Genomic DNA, 16,895 nt, shown 5'->3' with positions numbered 1-16,895 from the left:
CGCCGGATCGGCGCGGGGCGGTTCGGGCGGGCGCAGGCCGGGGCGCGCGCCCCGGCCTGCCCGGCGTCACTCGGCGGCGACCTGCAGTGGCGTTGTCACCGGGGCAGAGTCGAGGTACCATTCCTGCGCGGCGGCCACGCCGGCACCGAGCGGCACCCGGGCGCCGGCGCGGGACAAGGAAAGCTCGGCCACCGACAGGGCGGTCAGGCACATCCCCTCGTTCAGGTCGCCGAGATGGCCGATGCGGAACACCTTGCCGGCGAGCCGGGCGAGGCCCGAGCCGAACGACGTTCCGTAATCCTCGTACGCGATCCTCAGGACGTCGCGGGCATCGACACGCGCAGGCACGCGGATCGCGCTGACCGTGTCGGAGTGAAACGACTGGTGTTCCGCCACGAGGTCCAGCCCCCAGGCCGCGATGCCGCGGCGCACGCCCTCGGCGAGGCGGTAGTGCCGGGCGATCACCGCGTCGAGCCCCTCCTGCCGCAGGATGCGGTCGAGCGACACCTTCAGCCCGTGAAAGAGCTGCGTCGGCGGGGTGTAGGGGAAGTAGCCGTCGGCGTTGAACTTCGCCTGGTCGGCGAACTCGAAATAGGCCCGGCGCATCGTGGCCGACTTGGCCGCCTCCATCGCCTTCGGGCTTGCCGCCAGCACACCCAGGCCCGCGGGCAGCATCAGGCCCTTCTGGCTGCCGGTCACGGCGAGATCGACGCCCCAATCGTCCATCCGGAAGTCGATCGAGGCGATCGACGACACGCCGTCGACGAAGAGCAGCGCGTCGTGAAAGCAGGAGTCGAGCGCCTGCCGCACGCCCGCCACGTCGGAGGTGACGCCCGTGGCCGTCTCGTTGTGGGTGGCAAACACGGCCTTGATCTCGCCGTGGCGGTCGGCGGCGAGGCGGCGCTCGTATTCCTTCACGGGCACGCCTGCGCCCCAGGCCACGTCGATCACCTCGACGTCGAGGCCGAGGCGCTCGGCCATCTCGACCCAGAGGGTCGAGAACTGTCCGAAGCGGCTCATCAGCACCTTGTCGCCCGGGTTGAGCGTGTTGGTGATCGCGGCCTCCCAGGCGGCGGTGCCGGAGCCTGGAAAGAGGAAGATCTCGGCATCGCGCGAGCGGACCACCTGCCGCAGGTCGGAGAAAAGCGACAGCGTCAGTTCGCCGAAATCGGGGGCGCGCATGTCCTGCATCGGCACGTTCATGGCCTGGCGCACCGCCTCGGGCACGTTGGTGGGGCCGGGGATGAAGAGATGGGTGATGCCGTTGCGCATTGGGCCGCTCCGCTGGCGATGTCTCGTGTCGCCCCGCTTGTGCGCCCCTCTCCCCCGTTTCTGCAAACGAAAGCGGGTCCTGCTGTGAAAGCGAGATTTTACAAACGGCCAAAAATGTGAAAATGTAAACATCACAGTTTCGCATGCCTTTGCGTACAACCGCCGCGGGAGGGGCCATGCACAAGACCTTCATCGGGCCGCACCTGCGGCGGCTGCGGCAGGAGCAGGGCAAGACGCAGGCCGAGATGGCGCGCGCGCTCGGCATCTCGACCTCCTATGTCAACCTGCTGGAAAACAACGAGCGCAGCGTGTCGGTGCCGGTACTGCTGCGGCTGTTCGAGGCCTTCGGCGTCGACTGGCGCGACATCGCCGAAGACGACGACCCGACGGTGCTGGCCGACCTGCGCGCTGCCGTGCAGGACCCGCTGTTCGAGGGAGAGCGGCCCGACCTCGCCCAGCTGCGCGCCGCGCTTGTCCACGCGCCGGGACTCTCCGCCTGCTTTCTGCGGCTGCACAAGGCGTGGCAATCCGCGACCGAGCAGATGATCTCGGTCGCCGGCACTGTGGGGGCGGCAGGCGGCGGGGGCGAGGCCGCGCCGGTGCTGGCCGAGAGCGCGGAATCGGCGGTGCACGCCTTTTTCCGCCGCAACCGCAACCATTTCCGCGCGCTCGAGAGCGCCGCGGCCGCCTTCTGGGATGGCGCCCGCGTGCCGACCGACGAGATCTATATCCGCGTGAAGGAGCGGCTGCAGGGCAAGCTGGGCCTTGCCGTGCGGGTGCTGCCGGCCGACGCCATGCCCAACACCCTGCGCACACACGACGAAGCGTCCCGCGAGGTGTGCCTGTCGGAGGCGCTCGACCACCCCAACCGCGTCTTCCAGCTCGTCCATGTCGCGGGGCTGATCGAGCAGTCGCGCCTGCTCGATTCGCTGCTCGAGGGCTCCGGCATCTCCGAGTCGTGGGGCCTGTCGCGCTGCCGGGTTGAGCTCGCCAACTACTTCGCCGCCGCGGTGCTGATGCCCTACGGGCCGTTCCTCGACGAGGCGCGCGCCTCGAAATACGATTTCGACCACCTCGCCACGCGCTTCGGGGTGTCGTTCGAGCAGGCCTGCCACCGGGCGACCACGCTGCAGCGCGAGGGGGCACAGGGCGTGCCGTTCTTCTTCCTGCGCGTCGACAAGGCTGGCAACGTGACCAAGCGATTCAATTCCACCGGCTTCCCCCTTGCCGAGCACGGCGGCGCCTGCCCGCGCCTCGACGTGCATACCTCGTTCCGCACGCCAGGGCGGATCGTGCCGCAATTCGTCGAGATGCCGGACGCCTCGCGCTATTTCGTGTTCTCGCGCACGGTCGACCGCCCGACCTTCACCCGTCACCGGCAGGACGTGCGGCTGGCCGTGGCGATGGGCTGCGCGATCGAGCATGCCGGCGAGATCGGCTATGCCGAGAGCGTGACTCCCACCGCCGAGACGGTCGTGCCCATCGGCATCAACTGCCGTGTCTGCCCGCGGTCGAACTGCGACCAGCGCGCCCACCAGGCGCTGATCCTCTCGCAGCCCTTCGACGAGCGCCGCCGCGGCGCGACCCGCTACGAGGCGTGAAGGCGCGCCGCCCGCAGGGCGCGCGGGGCGGCGGCGTCGGGCCGTGCGTATTTGGAACAGAAAGAAGCAGGAGTGTGCCCCACCCGAACCGGCGTGCCGGGGGTAAGCCCGGTAGCGGACACGGTGGCGGGTCCGGTGGTGGCTCCGGTCCTGCGCGTCAGGGGCAGGGGGCGGCCCTTCGATGCCCGCGGCGCCAAAGCGGGTGCACGGGACCCGGACCCGGAGACCGGGACCCCTCAGTCGCGCGGGGCGGCAGATCACGCGAGCAGGCGCATGCCCCGGTCGAGTCCATCGAGGGTGAGCGGCACCATGCGATCGTCGAAGACCTGGCGGATCAGGCCCACCGACCGGGTGTGGCCCCAGTGCCGCTCGGGGAGCGGATTGAGCCAGAGCGTGCGCGGCCACGCCTCGCGTGCGCGCCGGAGCCAGACCGCGCCGGCCTCCGGGTTCCAGTGCTCGGTCGCGCCGCCGGGGTAGAGCACCTCGTAGGGGCTCATCGCGGCGTCGCCGACGAAGATGCACACCCAGTCGGGCCCGTAGGTGTGCAGCACCTCCCAGGTCGGCACCTGCGCGCCCCAGCGGCGGCGGTTGTCGCGCCAGACGCCCTCGTAGAGACAATTGTGGAAATAGTAGTGCTCGAGATGCTTGAACTCGGCGCGGGCGGCCGAGAACAGCTCCTCCACCCCCTTCACGTGGTCGTCCATCGACCCGCCGACGTCGAGAAAGAGCAGCACCTTCACGGCGTTGCGCCGCTCGGGGCGCGTGCGCACGTCGAGATAGCCGTGATCGGCGGTGGCGCGGATCGTGCCCTCCAGATCCAGTTCCTCGGCCGCGCCGTCGCGCGCCCAGCGGCGCAGGCGCTTGAGTGCCACCTTGATGTTGCGGGTGCCCAGCTCCACCGTGTCGTCGAAATCGCGGAACTCGCGCCTGTCCCACACCTTGACAGCGCGGCGGTGGCGGCTCTCGTGCTGCCCGGTGCGGACGCCCTCGGGGTTGTAGCCGTAGGCGCCGAAGGGCGAGGTGCCGGCCGTGCCGATCCATTTCGAGCCGCCCTGGTGGCGCCCTTCCTGCTCGGCCAGCCGTTGGCGCAGCGTCTCCATCAGGCGGTCGAAGCCGCCGAGCGACTCGATCTCTGCGCGCTCCGCCTCGGTCAGGTGCGCCTCGGCTTCGCGGCGCAGCCAGTCCTCGGGCAGGTCGAGCGCCTCGAGCACGGCGGCGAGCGGTATCGCCTCGAGCCCGCGGAACGCCTCGGCAAAGGCCCGGTCGAAACGGTCGATATGGCGCTCGTCCTTCACCATGGCGGTGCGGGCGAGATGGTAGAAGCCCTCGACGTCGTAGGTGACCAGGCCGGCCGCCATCCCGTCGAGCAAGGCGAGATACTCGCGCAGCGATACCGGTACGCCGCCGCGGCGCAGGGCTTCGAAGAAGGGCAGGAACATGCCGCTCACCTCCTGTGGTCGAGGCTAGGGCAGGGGCGCCGCCGCGCCAAGGGGCTCGCCCCTCTGGCGCGCGGCCCGACGTCCGCAGGGAGGCGCGGGGCGCGCCGGCCGAGGGGGCGGGAGGACCCCCGGCGCAATCGGGCGTCGGAGTGCCGTGCGCTCAGAACAGGGTGTCGACCGCGATCGTGGCGAACAGGCCGAGGAGCGCGACGGCGATGGCGTGCGCGGCGGCGTATTGCGCCATGTCGGCCCGGCCCCCGCCCCGCAGCTTCGCCCGGCGTGCGCCGAGCGCCGCTCCTGCAAGCCCTGCCGCCAGCACGATCATCCGCCTCTCCCCGCTTCGGTCCCGCGGGGTCGCGCTTACCGGTCTGCCCGCACGCGGGCAAGGGTGGCGATTTCGGACGCCCGCGCCCGCACCACATCGTCGCGGCCGAAACCGTAGCGCGCCCAGCCGAGCGCGTCCTCGCGCACCGACGCGGCCTCGCGTCCGCGGCCGCCCGCCTCGAGCGCTTCGGCCCTGATCAGCAGGAGGGTGGCGAGCAGCGCCGCGTTCTCGGCCGCGCTCACCGCCGGCAGGCTCTCGTCGACCAACGCCAGCGTTCCCTCGATCTGCCCCGCCGACAGCGAGAAGGCGGCAAGCTGCATGTTGACGTGCGCCGCCTGAATGCGCGTGTCGGGCCGCGCGCGGTAGATCGCGGCCGCCTCGAGGAACGAGGCGAGAGCAAGCTCGGGCTCGGAGCCGAGCGACAGCCGCCCCAGCGCATAGAGCGAGAAGGCGCGCCGCGTGTCGCGCCAGCCGCGCGCCTCCGCGATCCGCACTGCGCGGCGGGCTGCCGCCTGCCGCTCGGCGGGCGTGGCGCGGGGGCCGAGCGCCGTCTCGATGGCGCGGGTCCATTCGGGCGGCGTGGGGTCGGTCGCGCGGCCTGTCCGCCCCTGGCCGGCGGGGTTGAGGCGGGCGAGCACGCCGGGCAGGCGGCTCGCCACCTCGGCGCGTGACAGTCCCGACGAGAGCGCGTCGTCATAGAACACCCGCAGCATCAGCATGTCGAAGCCGGTCAGCACGGTGTGGAAATTGTCGTCGTTGAAGACGCTGTCGGGCAGGCGATAGAGGTCGTTGAGCGGCCCCAGCGCCTGCGCGATCTCTTCGTGCAGGCAATCGCGCGTCTCCTGCGGGCTGACATCGCCCGGCAGGAACACGGCGGCGCGGGTGCGGGTGCGCACCGTCGTCCAGTCGACGGCCGCGGTGCGGCGAGCGCGGCGGAACTCCTCCCAGCTTGTGACGCGCGGCACCACGAAACAGGCGGCCTGCGGCACCAGCCGCTGCAGCTCGCGCCGCGAGAGCACCTCGACGACGAGATTGGCCTCGGCGGCGGGACGGGCGCGGCGGATGTCGATCCCGGCCTCGTTGCGCAGGCGGGCGAGCAGGGCATCGAGGTCGCGCTCGAGGCTCGGCGTGGCAGGGCCGCGCACGCCCACGCGCACCGGACCCTCGAAGCGCGCGAGCGCCGGCAGGCGGCGCCCGCTCTCCATCTGGAAGGAGAGATCGAGGAAGTCCTGCGCGATCTCGCGGTTGGATCGGATCGAGGGCGCGGTGCGCGCGCCGGCGAAGCTCTTCATCGGCGGCAGCGGCCCCTCGAACGCCACGCGGCGTTCGGCGATCTCCGGCGCGGGCGGCGCAGGCGCGCAGGCGGCGAGCGCCGCGGCGAGCGCGCCGGCAAGGATCGCACGCGTGCCAGAGGCCCGGCGGGGGGCGGGGCCGGCCGGAGCCGTCGGGTCGGAGCTGTGCCGCATCGCGCGCGCCTCGTGCAGATTGCGGCCGTGCTCGCCGCCAGTCGTGACCTTAACGGCGAATTGGGCCACATATAGAAACAATTACGCCGGCAAGTTGACCCGCTGCCCGAACGTTGCAGCGCTGCCTCGGCGGTCCGCCGCGCGCGGGCACCCGTTGCCGGGCGCCGGGCCGGGCGACGGGACGTGCGGCGCGGGCGCCCTAGGTGGCAGGGGCGACGCGAACAGGCAAGGGAGACATGCACATGGCCACGCAAGCCGCCGTCGCCGCCAATGACCGCCCCATCATGCGCATCCGCGACAGGGCGGAATTCCGCTCCAAGCCGCGCCCGTTGACCATGCGCGCCGAGACCACGGTCGCCGACGCCGTGGCCGAGATGAGCCGGCGCCGCTACGGCTCGGTGGTGGTGACCGATGCCGACGAGCGGGTGCAGGGCATCGTCACCGAGCGCGACGTGATGACGAAGATGGTCCACGAGGGGCGCGACGCGGCCACGACACCGCTGTCCGAGATCATGACCGCCGAACCGCGCGTCGCCTCGGCCGACGACGACGTGCTCGACTGGCTGCGGATCATGTCGAACGAACGGTTTCGCCGCCTGCCCGTGGTCGATGCCGACGGCCGCGTGACGGCGGTGTTCACGCAGGGCGATTTCGTCAGCTACACGTGGCCCGACCTGATGGGGCAGGCGCGCGAGCTCGCCAAGGCGACCGTGTTCCGCAACTGGCACTTCTTCCTGATCGGAGGCGGCCTGATGGTCTACACGATCGTGATGGCGATCGTGCTCGGCACGGTCTGAGACGGGGCCCGACCGGCCGGCGGGGCGGGATTTGACGCCGCCGGGCGCGGGCATACCTCGACATCGCACAGCGGGGGAGGGCGGAATGGCCGACGGCATCGAACACCACACGACGGGCGGGATCACCCGGCGCGCCACGCTGGCCGGGGCGGTCGCCGCGCTCGGCCTCGCCGCGGCGGGCACGCCGACGTCGCTGCGCGCCGCCGCGCCGTTCACCTTCGCCTCGATCGACGGGGGCACGCTCGCGCTCGGCGACTGGGCGGGGCGGCCGGTGCTGGTGGTCAACACCGCCTCGCTGTGCGCCTTCACGCCTCAATACGAAGAGCTGCAGACGCTGTGGGAGCGGTACCGCGAGCGGGGGCTGGTGGTGCTCGCCGTGCCGTCGAACGACTTCCGCCAGGAACTCGGCAGCGAGGAGGAGGTCAGGGAGTTCTGCGAGGTCACCTTCGGCCTCGACCTGCCGATGACCGAGATCACCCGGGTGCGCGGCCCCTCGGCACACCCGTTCTATCGCTGGCTCGCCGCCGAGCACGGCTTTCGCCCGCGCTGGAACTTCAACAAGGTGCTGATCGGCCCCGATGGCATGCCGGTGCGCAGCTGGGGCTCGGGCGCCTCTCCCCTGTCGGCCTCGGTCGTGGGCGAGATCGAGGCGCTCCTTGACCCGTGAGCCGCCATCCCAACCCGTCATGCTCGGCCACGAGATCTACCGCGGCTCGAGCTATGGCTCCTGGCATCCGCTGCACATTCCCCGCGTCTCGACCGTGATGGACCTGTCGCGCGCGCTGGGCTGGCTGCCGCGCGACCGCTTCCGCACCTCGCCCCGCGCCAAGCCGGCCGCCGTGACCGCGTGGCACACGCCGGATTACGTTGCCGCGCTCCAGCGGGCCGAGGCCGAGGGCGCGGCGCGCGCGGGCGATCCGCAGGCCTACGGCCTGGGGACCCATGCCAACCCCGTGTTTCCGGAGGTCTGGCGGCGGCCTGCCACCTCGGCCGGCGGCTCGTTCCTCGCGGGCGAGTTGCTGGCCGAGGGCGGCGTCGTGAACCACCCGGCGGGCGGCACGCATCACGCCATGCCGGGGCGCGCGAACGGCTTCTGCTATCTCAACGACCCGGTGCTGGCGATGCTGGCGCTCAGGCGCGCGGGCGCCCGGCGGATCGCCTATGTCGACATCGACGCGCACCATTGCGACGGGGTCGAGGCCGCCTTCGCCGGCGACCCCGACACGCTGATGATCTCGGTGCATGAGGAGCGGCGCTGGCCCTTCACAGGCGCGCTCGACGAGACGGCGGGCGGCGCGGCCGTCAACCTGCCGGTCCCGCGCGGGGTCAACGACACCGAGATGGCCTTCGTGCGCGAGGCGCTGATCGTGCCACTGGTGGCGCGCTTCGCCCCAGACGCCGTGGTGCTGCAATGCGGCGCCGACGCGGTGGAGGAAGACCCGCTCTCGCGGCTGTCGCTGTCGAACAACGCGCACTGGGCCGTGGTGGCGGCGCTGCGCCCGCTCTCGCCCCGTTTCCTCGTGCTGGGCGGCGGTGGCTACAACCCGTGGTCGGTCGGCCGCCTCTGGACGGGGGTGTGGGGCGTTCTGGCAGGCGAGGAGATCCCCGACCGGCTGCCGGTCGAGGCCGAGGCGGTGCTGCGCGGGCTGACATGGCAGAACCGGCGGGGGCGCACCCCGCCGGACCACTGGTTCACCACCCTTCGAGACGCGCCCCGCGAGGGGCCGCTGCGCCCCGAGGTTCGCGAGCGCGTGGCGCGGGCGCGTGCGCTGCGCGAGGCCGGGGCGGGCCGCTCTCGCGCCACGGCGTGAGCGGGGCGACGTCGCCCGCGGCAGGTCGGGCAGCGGGGCGACGGGGCGCGCCGGCGCTGAGGCGCGTGGCCTCCCGGCGCCCGGTCAGCCGGCCGAACCGAGACCGAGCCGATCGTGAAGCGCGTCGGCCAGAGGGCCGATATCCTGCGCGGCGAGCGTCTCGCGGGCGCGCATGCCGAGCCGCTCCTGGTCGCGGGCGTCGAGCGTGGCGAGCGCGTCGGCCAGCCCGGCTGTATCAGCGACCGGCACCGCCGCCCCGGCCGCGGCGAGCGCGGCGTAGGCGTCTGCGGCGTTCTCCACATGTGGCCCGTGCAGGATGGCGCAGGCGAAGCCCGCCGGCTCGTAGGGCGTATGCCCGCCCTTCGCCACCAGCGAGCCGCCGACGAAGCAGAGGCCGGCGGCGGCATACCACAGCGCCATCTCGCCCAGCGTGTCGGCGAGATAGACAGGCGTGTCGCCCGGCGCCGCCCCGGCCGAGCGGGTAGCAAGGCCGACGCCGCGCGCAGCGATCAACCGGGCGATTTCGGGCCCCCGCTCGGGGTGGCGGGGCGCGAGGATCAGGCGCAGCGCCGGGCGACGGGCGCGGGCGGCGAGGAAGGCGTCGAGCACCGGCCCCTCCTCGCCCGCATGGGTCGAGGCGGCGAGCAGCGTCTGCGCCCGGTCGTAGCCAAGGGCGGCGAGCGCCGAAGGATCGGGCGGCGCGAGCGCCACGGCGGATTTCAGCGGCGCGGCCGGGCCGAGCGCGGCGCGGGGCAGGCCGAGCGCCACCAGCCGCTCGGCCGAGGCCGCGTCGTGCGGGGCGGCCAGCGCGACCGGTGCGATGAGGCTGCGCACGAGCGCCGAGGCGCGCGCCCAGCGCGCCGCGCTGCGGGAGGAGAGGCGCGCGGCGACCAATGCCACCGGCATCCCGCCTGCATGGACGAGCGACAGGCGATTGGGCCACAGTTCGTTCTCGATCACGACCAGCGCAGCGGGGCGGAGCCGCCGCAGGAACGCCGCCACGGCCCGGCGATAGTCGAGCGGGGCGAGGCGCGCGTCGATGCCCGACAGCCGCCAGTCGCGTGCCGCGCGGCGCCCCGTCACGGTGTTGCAGGTGACAACGACCCTCAGCCCCGGCGCCTTCGCCTGCAGCGCCTCGATCAGGGGGCGTGCGGCGGCGAGCTCGCCCACCGAGGCCCCATGGACCCAGAGCGCGCCGGTCGCCCCCGGCTCGCCGCGGCCGAGGCGCTCGCGCAGGTCGGCCCATGTCTCGCGCCCCCGCGCGAGACGTACGAGCCAGAGCGCCAGCAGGACGGGCGCGGCGAGGCTCAGGGCGAGTCGATAGGCGCCGATCATCTGGCGCTCCCTGCGGTCACGGCGCGGCCCACGCGCGGCGGGCGGAAGGCGGTCAGCCCCCGAGGCCCTCGGTCGAGGCGAAGAACATCGCCTGGCTCACCGCGCTGCGCACCTGTTCCTCGGTGTAGGGCTTCGAGATCAGGAAGGCAGGCTCCGGCCGGTCGCCGGTCAGCAGCCGCTCGGGGAAGGCGGTGATGAAGATGACCGGCGTCTCGGGAAACGACTGCAACAGCTCGTTCACCGCGTCTATGCCCGAGCTGTCGTCGGCGAGCTGGATATCGGCCAGGATCAGGTCGGGCCGGTCGTTGCGGCCGAGCTCCACCGCGCGGGCGCGGGTGCGGGCGATGCCGGTCACCGCGTGCCCCATCGAGGTGACGATCCCCTCGATGTCCATGGCGATGATCGCCTCGTCCTCGATGATCAGGATGCGGCCCGTGACGCTGTCTTCCATCTCGGCGCGGGCACGGTCGAGAAGGTCGCGCGCCTCTGGCTCCGACACCTGCATGATGACCGCGATCTCGCCCAGCGGGAACTCCTCGATCGTGTGCAGAAGCAGCGCCTCGCGGCTGTTGGGCGTGAGCTGCGCCATATGGCCCTGCGCCCGGCGCGACATGGCGTCGTCGCCGTCCGAGACGGGCGAGCCGGCGCTCGACCAGATCAGGTGAAAGGCGCGGAAGAGCGCCGCCTTTCCCGACACGCTGTCGTCGAAGATCGAGGCATCCTCGATCAGCGCCTCGAGCGTGGCCGAGGCGTAGGTGTCGCCGGTCTCCTGGCTGCCGGTCAGCGCCCTTGCGTAGCGGCGCAGGAAGGGGAGGTTCTCGCCCACGACGTCGGCGAGCTGGGACGGGTTGGGCACGGACGATCCCTGTGATGTCTGCAAGTCTTTTCCCATTCTTCGGGAACCGGCAGGCCGCGTCAACGTTGAGACGCACCACTGGAAATGGCGAGACCGATCGCGCATGTATGCCGAGATGACGCAGGATGACCGGAAGAAGCGGCTGGACCAGCAGATCGACGAGAATCTGCGCAAGGTCTATCAGAGCACCCTCGAGGAAGAGGTGCCTGACCGCTTCCACGACCTCCTGCGCAAGTTGCGCGAACAGGGGCGGCCCGAATGAGGCTCCCCCGCACGAGACCGATGCGAGGATCGCCAGCATGACGACGCCCGACAAGGGCAGCTGGAAGGCGACCGGCCGGCGGCCCCGATCCTGATGGCCGGGGGCCAGCGGGACAGGGCGCCCGCGCGCCATGCGGGCGGGGATCGTGCGGGCCAGAGCACTCCGGCCGGTGCGACCGGCGGGCCGGTGCGCGGCGACCCGCGCGACGAGATTCCCGAATACCTGGCCGCGATGCGCGCCTTCGCCATGTCTCTCACCCGCGACCCGTCATCGGCCGACGACCTCGTGCAGGACACGGTGGTCAAGGCCTGGACCAATATCGGCAGCTACACCCCCGGCACCAACATGCGGGCGTGGCTCTTCACCATCCTGCGCAACCACTTCTATACCCAGCGTCGCCGCCTGCGGCGCGAGACAGCCGATAGCGAGGGGGCCTTCGCCGCGCGGCTTGCCGAAAAGCCTGCCCATGACGGCCGCCTCGCGCTGCGCGACTTCGCCGTGGCCTTCGCGCAACTGCCCGACGAGCAGCGCGAGGCGCTGGTGCTCGTGGGGGCCTCGGGCTTTTCCTACGACGAGGCCGCGCGCATGACCTGCGTGCCCGCCGGAACGGTCAAGAGCCGCGCGAACCGGGCCCGGCGCAAGCTCGCCGAGCTGCTCGGGCTGGAGGCGCACGAGGAGATGGAGATGACCGACCGCGCCACCCGCGCCGTGATGAGCGGGCAGGGGCGGCAGGGGCTCTGACATGGCACGCCTTCGCAGCGGCTCGGCGCGCGCGCGCCTCGCGGTGCTCCTCACGCTCGCCTTCGTGCCCATCGGGGCGATCGCGCTGGTCCAGGCGCACCGGATGGCCGAGCAGGCGCGCGAGATGTCGGAGCGGGCGCTGCTGGGCGAGACCCTGCGCGCGGCGGCCGCCCAGCGCGAGGTGATCCGGACCGCGCAGGGGCAGGCCCGGGCGCTGGTGCCGCTGGTGCGCGACGTGGCGGCCGCGCCCGACCGCTGTGCCGAATTGATGGCGCGCGTGGTCGAGGGGGCGGCGGCCCTGCGCTTTGCCGGCTTCCTCGGGAGCGAAGGTCGGCTCGACTGTGCGTCCGATGGCGTGCGCCGCGACCTCTCGGGCACGGCCCTGGTCGCCGGACTCGACGGCGAGGCCCGCGTCGTGTCCGGCATCGGCGGGCCGGCGGGGGGGCTGCTGCCGGTGGCGGAGGCGCTACTGGTTCTCCAGCCGGTGCGGGGGCGGGTGCGCCCCGTGCCGGGCGGCACGCCCGAGGAGGTGCCGCTCGGCACGATCCTGCTCGCCCTGCCGCAAGGCGCGCTGATCTCGGGCGAGCTCATTCCCGGCGAGACCGACGCGCCGCTCGAACTCGTCACCTTCGATCGGGGCGGAGAGGTGCTGTGGTCGTCGCCGCTGCCACCCGGCGCGACGGTGGGCCCGGTGGACGACGCGCGGGCGGCACGATTGCCAGAAGGGGGCGATCTGGGAGCCTTCATCGGCCAGCCGGCGCATGCGATGACCCTTCGTTCGGGCGAGGGCGACCGGCGCGCCTACGCCGTTGTGCCGGTGATCGAGGGCGAACTCATGACGCTCGGCGCCTGGCTGCCGGGCACGCTCTTCGCCGGGCCGGGCGTCGGGCCGATTGCGCTCGGTGCCCTTCTGCCCGCCCTGATGTGGGCGCTGTCGCTGCTCGTCGCCTTCGTCGCGGTCAACCGGATGATCCTGTCTCCGCTGGGCGCCCTGCGCGGGCGGATGCAGTCCTTCACCGCGGGGGCCCGCGCGCTGCCGCCCTTGCGCCTGTCGCGGGCGCCGGACGAACTGCGCGAACTCGCCGGGAGCTTCGACGCGATGACGGCGCGGATCGTCTCCGACGAGACGCGGCTGGAAAAGGCGGTGCACGACCAGCAGGTGTTGCTCAAGGAGGTGCATCACAGGGTGAAGAACAACCTCCAGCTCATCGCCTCCATCCTCAACATGCAGATCCGCCAGCACCGCGACACCGACGCGCGCGCGGTGCTGCGCCGGGTGCAGGACCGGGTGATGAGCCTCGCCACCGTGCATCAGCACCTCTACCAGACCCCCTCGCTGTCGGCGCTTCGGGCCGACCTGCTGCTGTCGGAGATCGTCAACCGCAAGCTCGCCGAGGCCGGCGCCGTGACCGAGGATGTCGCGGTGGACGTGCGGCTCGAGCAGGTGCGCCTCTATCCCGATCAGGCAGTGCCGCTGGCGCTGTTCGCGGGCGAAGCGGTGACGAACGTGCTGCACCATGTGGGCCGGCCGCCCGACGGCGGGCGGCCCTGGCTGCGGATCGGGCTCGCGCAGGGAAAGGACGGCGCGGTGACGCTCGAGGTGGCCAATTCCGGCGGGGCGCGGCTGCGCGAGGAGCAGCGCGAGCACCGGGCGGGCCTGGGAACGCGACTGATGGCGGCGTTTGCCAGCCAGCTCGACGGCGCGCTCGCGCGTGACGAGGGCGACGCCGCGGGCGCGCCGTGGCGCATCGCGCTCAGCTTCCGCGCTGAGGGCTTCGCCCCCCAGGCCGGAGCGCCGGCCACCGCTGCGACGGAAGAAGCGGGCGAGACCGCGGCCGGGGCGCGCGACACAGAGATCGGCGAGCGGGGCGCCTCCGGCCGGGCCGCGCCGGAGCCTGCCGCGCCGAGCCGTGCCGGGGCGGGGGGACGGCCCTTCGAAGGGCCGTGACGCGCCTTGCAAGGCGCGTCGCCGCGCTCCGACAGGCGGTGCTGCGGCAGCCCGGGCGGTGCAGTCGCGCCCTCCCGCGCACGCTGGGGGCGCCTGCCCGGGGGCGCGTGGTTGGGGGCCGGTGAACTCCGGTGGGGCAGGGGAAGGCCTTTCGAAAGGCCTTCTGCCCCGCCATCGGCGGCGCATGTCAGGCCGCGGCGGTCTCGCCGAGGCGGGTCGCGGCGCGGTCGAGCCGGGCCACGGCCTCGGTCAGCTCCTCCGCGGAAATCGTGAGCGGCGGCAGAAGGCGCACGACGTTGTCTGCCGCCGGCACGGTCAGCACCTGCTCCGCATGGCCCGCCTGCACCATCCCGGCCGGCGCGACCTTGCACTTCAGGCCCAGCATGAGGCCGGCCCCCCGCACCTTCTCGAACACGTTCGGGTGGGCCGCGACGAGGCCCTCGAGCGCCTGGCGGAAATCGCCGGCCTTGCGCCGCACCTCGGCGAGAAACGCCTCGTCGTTCACGATCTCGAGCACCTTCAGCCCCACCGCGCAGCCGAGCGGGTTGCCGCCGTAGGTCGAGCCGTGGGAGCCGGCCGTCATCGGGGCCGCCGCCGCCTCGGTCGCCAGCACCGCGCCGAGCGGAAAGCCGCCGCCGATCCCCTTGGCCACGAGCATGATGTCGGGGGCCGCGCCCGCCCATTCGTGGGCGAAGAGGCGCCCGGTGCGCCCCATCCCGCATTGCACCTCGTCGAGGATCATCAGCGCGCCGGTCTCGTCGCAGAGCGCGCGCAGCCCCTTCAGGCAGGCGTCGGGCAGGGGGCGGATGCCGCCCTCGCCCTGCACCGGCTCGACGATCACCGCGCCAAGCTCGGGGTCGGCCATCGCCGCGCGCAGGGCGTCGTGATCGCCGAAGGGCAGGTGGACGAAACCCGGCAGGAGCGGGCCGAACCCCTCGGTCAGTTTGGCCGAGCCCGCGGCCGAGATCGCCGCGATCGACCGGCCGTGAAAGCTGCCCTCGAAGGCGGCGATCTTCACCCGCTCGGGCCGCCCCCGGGCGTGCCAGTAGCGGCGGGCCATCTTGACGGCCAGTTCCATCGCCTCGGTTCCCGAATTGCCGAAGAACACCGTGTCGGCGAAGGTCGCCCGGGTCAGCGCCTCTGCGAGCGCCTGCTGCCGGGGCACCTCGTAGAGATTCGAGGTGTGCCAGAGCCGGCCCGCCTGATCGGTCAGCGCCGCGACCAGCGCGGGATGGGCGTGGCCCAGCGCGTTGACGGCGATCCCGGCGGCGAGATCGAGAAAGCGTCGCCCGTCGCGCTCCACCAGCCAGGCGCCCTCGCCGTGCTCGAAGGAGAGGGGCGCGCGATTGTAGGTCGGCAGGAGGGGGGGGATCATCTTTCTGTCCTCGCGCAAGGGAGGGGAGCCGGGGAACATGGCACGGAAGACGGCGTGCCCCGCGACGGAGCGTTCCGGGCACGTCAGGCGGGGCGTCGGAGCGTCGGTCTGGCCATGAGCCTCGCTCTAGGCATGCGGGAGGAGGATGTAAAGAAGGCGGGGCGCCCTGCGCCATCCGGCCGGCGCGCCTCGGGCGAAGGGCGCAGGGGGCCAGCCCCCGTCGGCGCCGCGGCGCCGACTCCCCCGGGATATTTCGGGCAAGAAGAAGCCGGGGGTGGTGTGGCCTGCCCGGGCGGCGCCTCCCGCGCCGCAAGCCGGCGCCGACAGGAAGTGCCGAAAGGGGGGTCAGGCTTCGTAGTAGGCGTACATCTGGTCGAGCGCCGCCAGGGCGCCGTTGTCGGCAATGCGGCTGCCGCGCGGGCGCGGGGCGGGCGCCTCGTAGGCATAATAGGCGGCCAACCAGCTGTCGCCGGCCAGCGGCACTGCGGCGGCAGCGCCAGCATGGTCGCTCGGGCGGGCAAGGGTGGGGTCATGGCGGCTCATGGCGCATCTCCTGCTTGGTGCTTGCCGGAAGATAGAGCTTTGCCGCTCCGCTGAGCACCGGACCACTCCGCATCCTCGGCATGCCCGGAACGCATGGCGAACGTTGCGTCGCGGTCCTTGATGTAAAACTGTTTTCCGGGGCGGAGCGGGGCCTCAGCGCGGCGCGCGGCAGACGTTCGGTGGCCGGCCCTTCGCCGTCTTCTCGGTCGCGCCGCAGACATGGCAGCGCCAGTAGCTCAGGCCCTCGGTGTCGACTGTGCGATCCTCGCGCCAGCGGCAGGCCGCCGTGCCGCCCGTGTTGAGCAGGGCGAGAACGATGAAGACGACGATCACGGCGACGATCAGAAGCATGGCGTTCAGCCTAGCGCAGCGGCCGCCGCCGGCCAGGGCGCGGGCGCCGCGCGAAGGTGTGGAGGGCGCAGGTGTTGGCGATGCGGCCGCGCCGGTCGAAGAGCGGGCCGCGTGCGCCCGGAATGGGACCGGGAACGGGCGGTGCTGGGCGCACCGGCGCGGCTTTCCTGCATTATGGAGCGGCCCGGCCGGAGTGGCAGGGGCGAAGCGGGCCTGGTCGACGCGGGCGTGGCCGACGCGGCCGTGGTCGACGCGGCACGGAGGCGCGGAGGCAGCGGCGGCGGACCGGCCGCGGGGAGGCCGCCCCTCAGCGCAGGCGTGCCTCGCTCTCGCCGTCGAAGAACAGGGCGCGTTCCGGGTCGAAATCGACGACGACGGCGCTGCCCTCGGGGATCGTCTCATCGCCGCGCGTCTCGACGATCACCCTGGCGCCGCCCGGCATTTCCAGGTGATCGTAGGCCACGCCCCCGAGCCGCTCGCGGATGTCGAGGCGCACGGGGCTCTCGCCCTCCTCGACGCGCAGGTGCTGGGGTCGGATGCCCATCAGCACCCTCCGCCCCTCGCCCGGCAGCGCGACCTCTGCCGGCACCGCCCGGTCGCCGAGCGCGGGAATGCGCACTGCCCCGCGCTCGGCCACGCCTTCCAGGAAGTTCATCGAGGGCGATCCGATGAAGCCTGCGACGAAGCGGTTGTCGGGGTCGTCGTAGAGCTGCATCGGCGAGCCGACCTGCTCGACGCGCCCGCCCCGCAGCACCACGATCTTGTCGGCCAGC

Annotated in this window: 17 protein-coding genes; 7 read left to right on the top strand and 10 right to left on the bottom strand. The window is 72.8% G+C overall.

The features are described 5' to 3' along the window. Nucleotides 1–66 precede the first annotated feature (66 nt). Nucleotides 67–1,272, bottom strand: a complete 1,206-nt coding sequence (locus tag DLJ49_RS15805; RefSeq protein ID WP_115394524.1) for a pyridoxal-phosphate-dependent aminotransferase family protein — start codon at nucleotides 1,270–1,272, stop codon at nucleotides 67–69. Between the two features lie 176 nt (nucleotides 1,273–1,448). On the opposite strand from DLJ49_RS15805, the gene DLJ49_RS15800 reads away from it, so the two are divergent. Further along, nucleotides 1,449–2,873 carry a helix-turn-helix domain-containing protein gene (locus tag DLJ49_RS15800; RefSeq protein WP_115394523.1) on the top strand — a complete coding sequence of 475 codons (1,425 nt, stop codon included), beginning with the start codon at nucleotides 1,449–1,451 and terminating at the stop codon, nucleotides 2,871–2,873. Nucleotides 2,874–3,130: 257 nt separating this feature from the next. Here the strand turns inward: DLJ49_RS15800 and DLJ49_RS15795 are convergent, their stop codons facing one another. The 3 genes from DLJ49_RS15795 to DLJ49_RS15790 all read right to left on the bottom strand — a co-directional run bounded on the left by DLJ49_RS15795 (nucleotide 3,131) and on the right by DLJ49_RS15790 (nucleotide 6,103). Beyond that, nucleotides 3,131–4,312, bottom strand: coding sequence for a vWA domain-containing protein (locus tag DLJ49_RS15795; protein WP_115394522.1), 1,182 nt, complete (start codon nucleotides 4,310–4,312; stop codon nucleotides 3,131–3,133). Between the two features lie 160 nt (nucleotides 4,313–4,472). Next, complete coding sequence (locus tag DLJ49_RS22160; RefSeq protein ID WP_199533392.1) at nucleotides 4,473–4,637, bottom strand: hypothetical protein; 165 nt, start codon at nucleotides 4,635–4,637, stop codon at nucleotides 4,473–4,475. A 35-nt stretch (nucleotides 4,638–4,672) separates the two neighbouring features. Further along, entirely contained in the window at nucleotides 4,673–6,103 is a 1,431-nt protein-coding gene (locus tag DLJ49_RS15790; protein ID WP_115394521.1) for a DUF2927 domain-containing protein, read from the bottom strand. Between the two features lie 242 nt (nucleotides 6,104–6,345). Between DLJ49_RS15790 and DLJ49_RS15785 the strand changes: the two genes are divergently transcribed. The 3 genes from DLJ49_RS15785 (at nucleotide 6,346) to DLJ49_RS15775 (ending at nucleotide 8,711) form a co-directional block, all read left to right on the top strand. Further along, on the top strand, nucleotides 6,346–6,900 hold the full coding sequence (locus tag DLJ49_RS15785; RefSeq protein ID WP_233489095.1) for a CBS domain-containing protein: 555 nt from the start codon (nucleotides 6,346–6,348) through the stop codon (nucleotides 6,898–6,900). 85 nt (nucleotides 6,901–6,985) lie between these two features. Beyond that, nucleotides 6,986–7,567, top strand: a complete 582-nt coding sequence (locus DLJ49_RS15780; protein ID WP_115394520.1) for a glutathione peroxidase — start codon at nucleotides 6,986–6,988, stop codon at nucleotides 7,565–7,567. Nucleotides 7,568–7,586: 19 nt separating this feature from the next. After that, nucleotides 7,587–8,711 (top strand): acetoin utilization protein AcuC, encoded by a 1,125-nt coding sequence (locus tag DLJ49_RS15775; protein ID WP_233489084.1) that lies wholly within the window; start codon nucleotides 7,587–7,589, stop codon nucleotides 8,709–8,711. A gap of 84 nt (nucleotides 8,712–8,795) precedes the next feature. Here DLJ49_RS15775 and DLJ49_RS15770 read toward each other — a convergent pair whose 3' ends face one another. Together DLJ49_RS15770 and DLJ49_RS15765 are read right to left on the bottom strand one after the other, a co-directional pair. Then, the gene (locus tag DLJ49_RS15770) at nucleotides 8,796–10,046 is read right to left on the bottom strand and encodes a 3-deoxy-D-manno-octulosonic acid transferase (protein ID WP_115394518.1); all 1,251 of its coding nucleotides are present in this window, start codon (nucleotides 10,044–10,046) and stop codon (nucleotides 8,796–8,798) included. A gap of 52 nt (nucleotides 10,047–10,098) precedes the next feature. Next, a complete protein-coding gene (locus DLJ49_RS15765; RefSeq protein ID WP_115394517.1) occupies nucleotides 10,099–10,938 on the bottom strand; it encodes a response regulator in 840 nt (279 codons plus the stop codon). A 79-nt stretch (nucleotides 10,939–11,017) separates the two neighbouring features. On the opposite strand from DLJ49_RS15765, the gene DLJ49_RS21825 reads away from it, so the two are divergent. The 3 genes from DLJ49_RS21825 (at nucleotide 11,018) to DLJ49_RS15755 (ending at nucleotide 13,853) form a co-directional block, all read left to right on the top strand. After that, nucleotides 11,018–11,164: a NepR family anti-sigma factor gene (locus DLJ49_RS21825; RefSeq protein WP_158547487.1), complete on the top strand. Its 147-nt coding sequence runs from the start codon at nucleotides 11,018–11,020 to the stop codon at nucleotides 11,162–11,164. A gap of 93 nt (nucleotides 11,165–11,257) precedes the next feature. After that, nucleotides 11,258–11,905, top strand: coding sequence for an RNA polymerase sigma factor (locus DLJ49_RS15760; RefSeq protein WP_115394516.1), 648 nt, complete (start codon nucleotides 11,258–11,260; stop codon nucleotides 11,903–11,905). 1 nt (nucleotide 11,906) lies between these two features. Further along, the gene (locus DLJ49_RS15755) at nucleotides 11,907–13,853 is read left to right on the top strand and encodes a sensor histidine kinase (protein ID WP_115394515.1); all 1,947 of its coding nucleotides are present in this window, start codon (nucleotides 11,907–11,909) and stop codon (nucleotides 13,851–13,853) included. Between the two features lie 187 nt (nucleotides 13,854–14,040). Here DLJ49_RS15755 and DLJ49_RS15750 read toward each other — a convergent pair whose 3' ends face one another. The 4 genes from DLJ49_RS15750 to DLJ49_RS15735 all read right to left on the bottom strand — a co-directional run. After that, on the bottom strand, nucleotides 14,041–15,228 hold the full coding sequence (locus tag DLJ49_RS15750; RefSeq protein ID WP_115394514.1) for an aspartate aminotransferase family protein: 1,188 nt from the start codon (nucleotides 15,226–15,228) through the stop codon (nucleotides 14,041–14,043). Nucleotides 15,229–15,573: 345 nt separating this feature from the next. Beyond that, the gene (locus DLJ49_RS15745) at nucleotides 15,574–15,771 is read right to left on the bottom strand and encodes a hypothetical protein (protein ID WP_115394513.1); all 198 of its coding nucleotides are present in this window, start codon (nucleotides 15,769–15,771) and stop codon (nucleotides 15,574–15,576) included. Nucleotides 15,772–15,924: 153 nt separating this feature from the next. Next, complete coding sequence (locus DLJ49_RS15740) at nucleotides 15,925–16,122, bottom strand: hypothetical protein (protein ID WP_115394512.1); 198 nt, start codon at nucleotides 16,120–16,122, stop codon at nucleotides 15,925–15,927. A 307-nt stretch (nucleotides 16,123–16,429) separates the two neighbouring features. Continuing rightward, a partial coding sequence (locus tag DLJ49_RS15735; RefSeq protein WP_147277326.1) for a TOBE domain-containing protein occupies nucleotides 16,430–16,895 on the bottom strand: 466 nt, incomplete at its 5' end.

It is taken from the genome of Rhodovulum sp. 12E13, from assembly GCF_003340565.1.
Lineage (GTDB): Bacteria > Pseudomonadota > Alphaproteobacteria > Rhodobacterales > Rhodobacteraceae > HLUCCA09.
The sequence above is the reverse complement of the archived record's forward strand: the minus strand, read 5'-3'. Positions and strand labels throughout refer to the sequence as shown.

Bases quoted from the DNA above. Each gene is read 5' to 3' on its own strand.
- DLJ49_RS15805 (WP_115394524.1), bottom strand. From the start codon at position 1,272: ATGCGCAACGGCATCACCCATCTCTTCATCCCCGGCCCCACCAACGTG.
- DLJ49_RS15800 (WP_115394523.1), top strand. From the start codon at position 1,449: ATGCACAAGACCTTCATCGGGCCGCACCTGCGGCGGCTGCGGCAGGAG.
- DLJ49_RS15795 (WP_115394522.1), bottom strand. From the start codon at position 4,312: ATGTTCCTGCCCTTCTTCGAAGCCCTGCGCCGCGGCGGCGTACCGGTA.
- DLJ49_RS22160 (WP_199533392.1), bottom strand. From the start codon at position 4,637: ATGATCGTGCTGGCGGCAGGGCTTGCAGGAGCGGCGCTCGGCGCACGC.
- DLJ49_RS15790 (WP_115394521.1), bottom strand. From the start codon at position 6,103: ATGCGGCACAGCTCCGACCCGACGGCTCCGGCCGGCCCCGCCCCCCGC.
- DLJ49_RS15785 (WP_233489095.1), top strand. From the start codon at position 6,346: ATGGCCACGCAAGCCGCCGTCGCCGCCAATGACCGCCCCATCATGCGC.
- DLJ49_RS15780 (WP_115394520.1), top strand. From the start codon at position 6,986: ATGGCCGACGGCATCGAACACCACACGACGGGCGGGATCACCCGGCGC.
- DLJ49_RS15775 (WP_233489084.1), top strand. From the start codon at position 7,587: ATGCTCGGCCACGAGATCTACCGCGGCTCGAGCTATGGCTCCTGGCAT.
- DLJ49_RS15770 (WP_115394518.1), bottom strand. From the start codon at position 10,046: ATGATCGGCGCCTATCGACTCGCCCTGAGCCTCGCCGCGCCCGTCCTG.
- DLJ49_RS15765 (WP_115394517.1), bottom strand. From the start codon at position 10,938: ATGGGAAAAGACTTGCAGACATCACAGGGATCGTCCGTGCCCAACCCG.
- DLJ49_RS21825 (WP_158547487.1), top strand. From the start codon at position 11,018: ATGACGCAGGATGACCGGAAGAAGCGGCTGGACCAGCAGATCGACGAG.
- DLJ49_RS15760 (WP_115394516.1), top strand. From the start codon at position 11,258: ATGGCCGGGGGCCAGCGGGACAGGGCGCCCGCGCGCCATGCGGGCGGG.
- DLJ49_RS15755 (WP_115394515.1), top strand. From the start codon at position 11,907: ATGGCACGCCTTCGCAGCGGCTCGGCGCGCGCGCGCCTCGCGGTGCTC.
- DLJ49_RS15750 (WP_115394514.1), bottom strand. From the start codon at position 15,228: ATGATCCCCCCCCTCCTGCCGACCTACAATCGCGCGCCCCTCTCCTTC.
- DLJ49_RS15745 (WP_115394513.1), bottom strand. From the start codon at position 15,771: ATGAGCCGCCATGACCCCACCCTTGCCCGCCCGAGCGACCATGCTGGC.
- DLJ49_RS15740 (WP_115394512.1), bottom strand. From the start codon at position 16,122: ATGCTTCTGATCGTCGCCGTGATCGTCGTCTTCATCGTTCTCGCCCTG.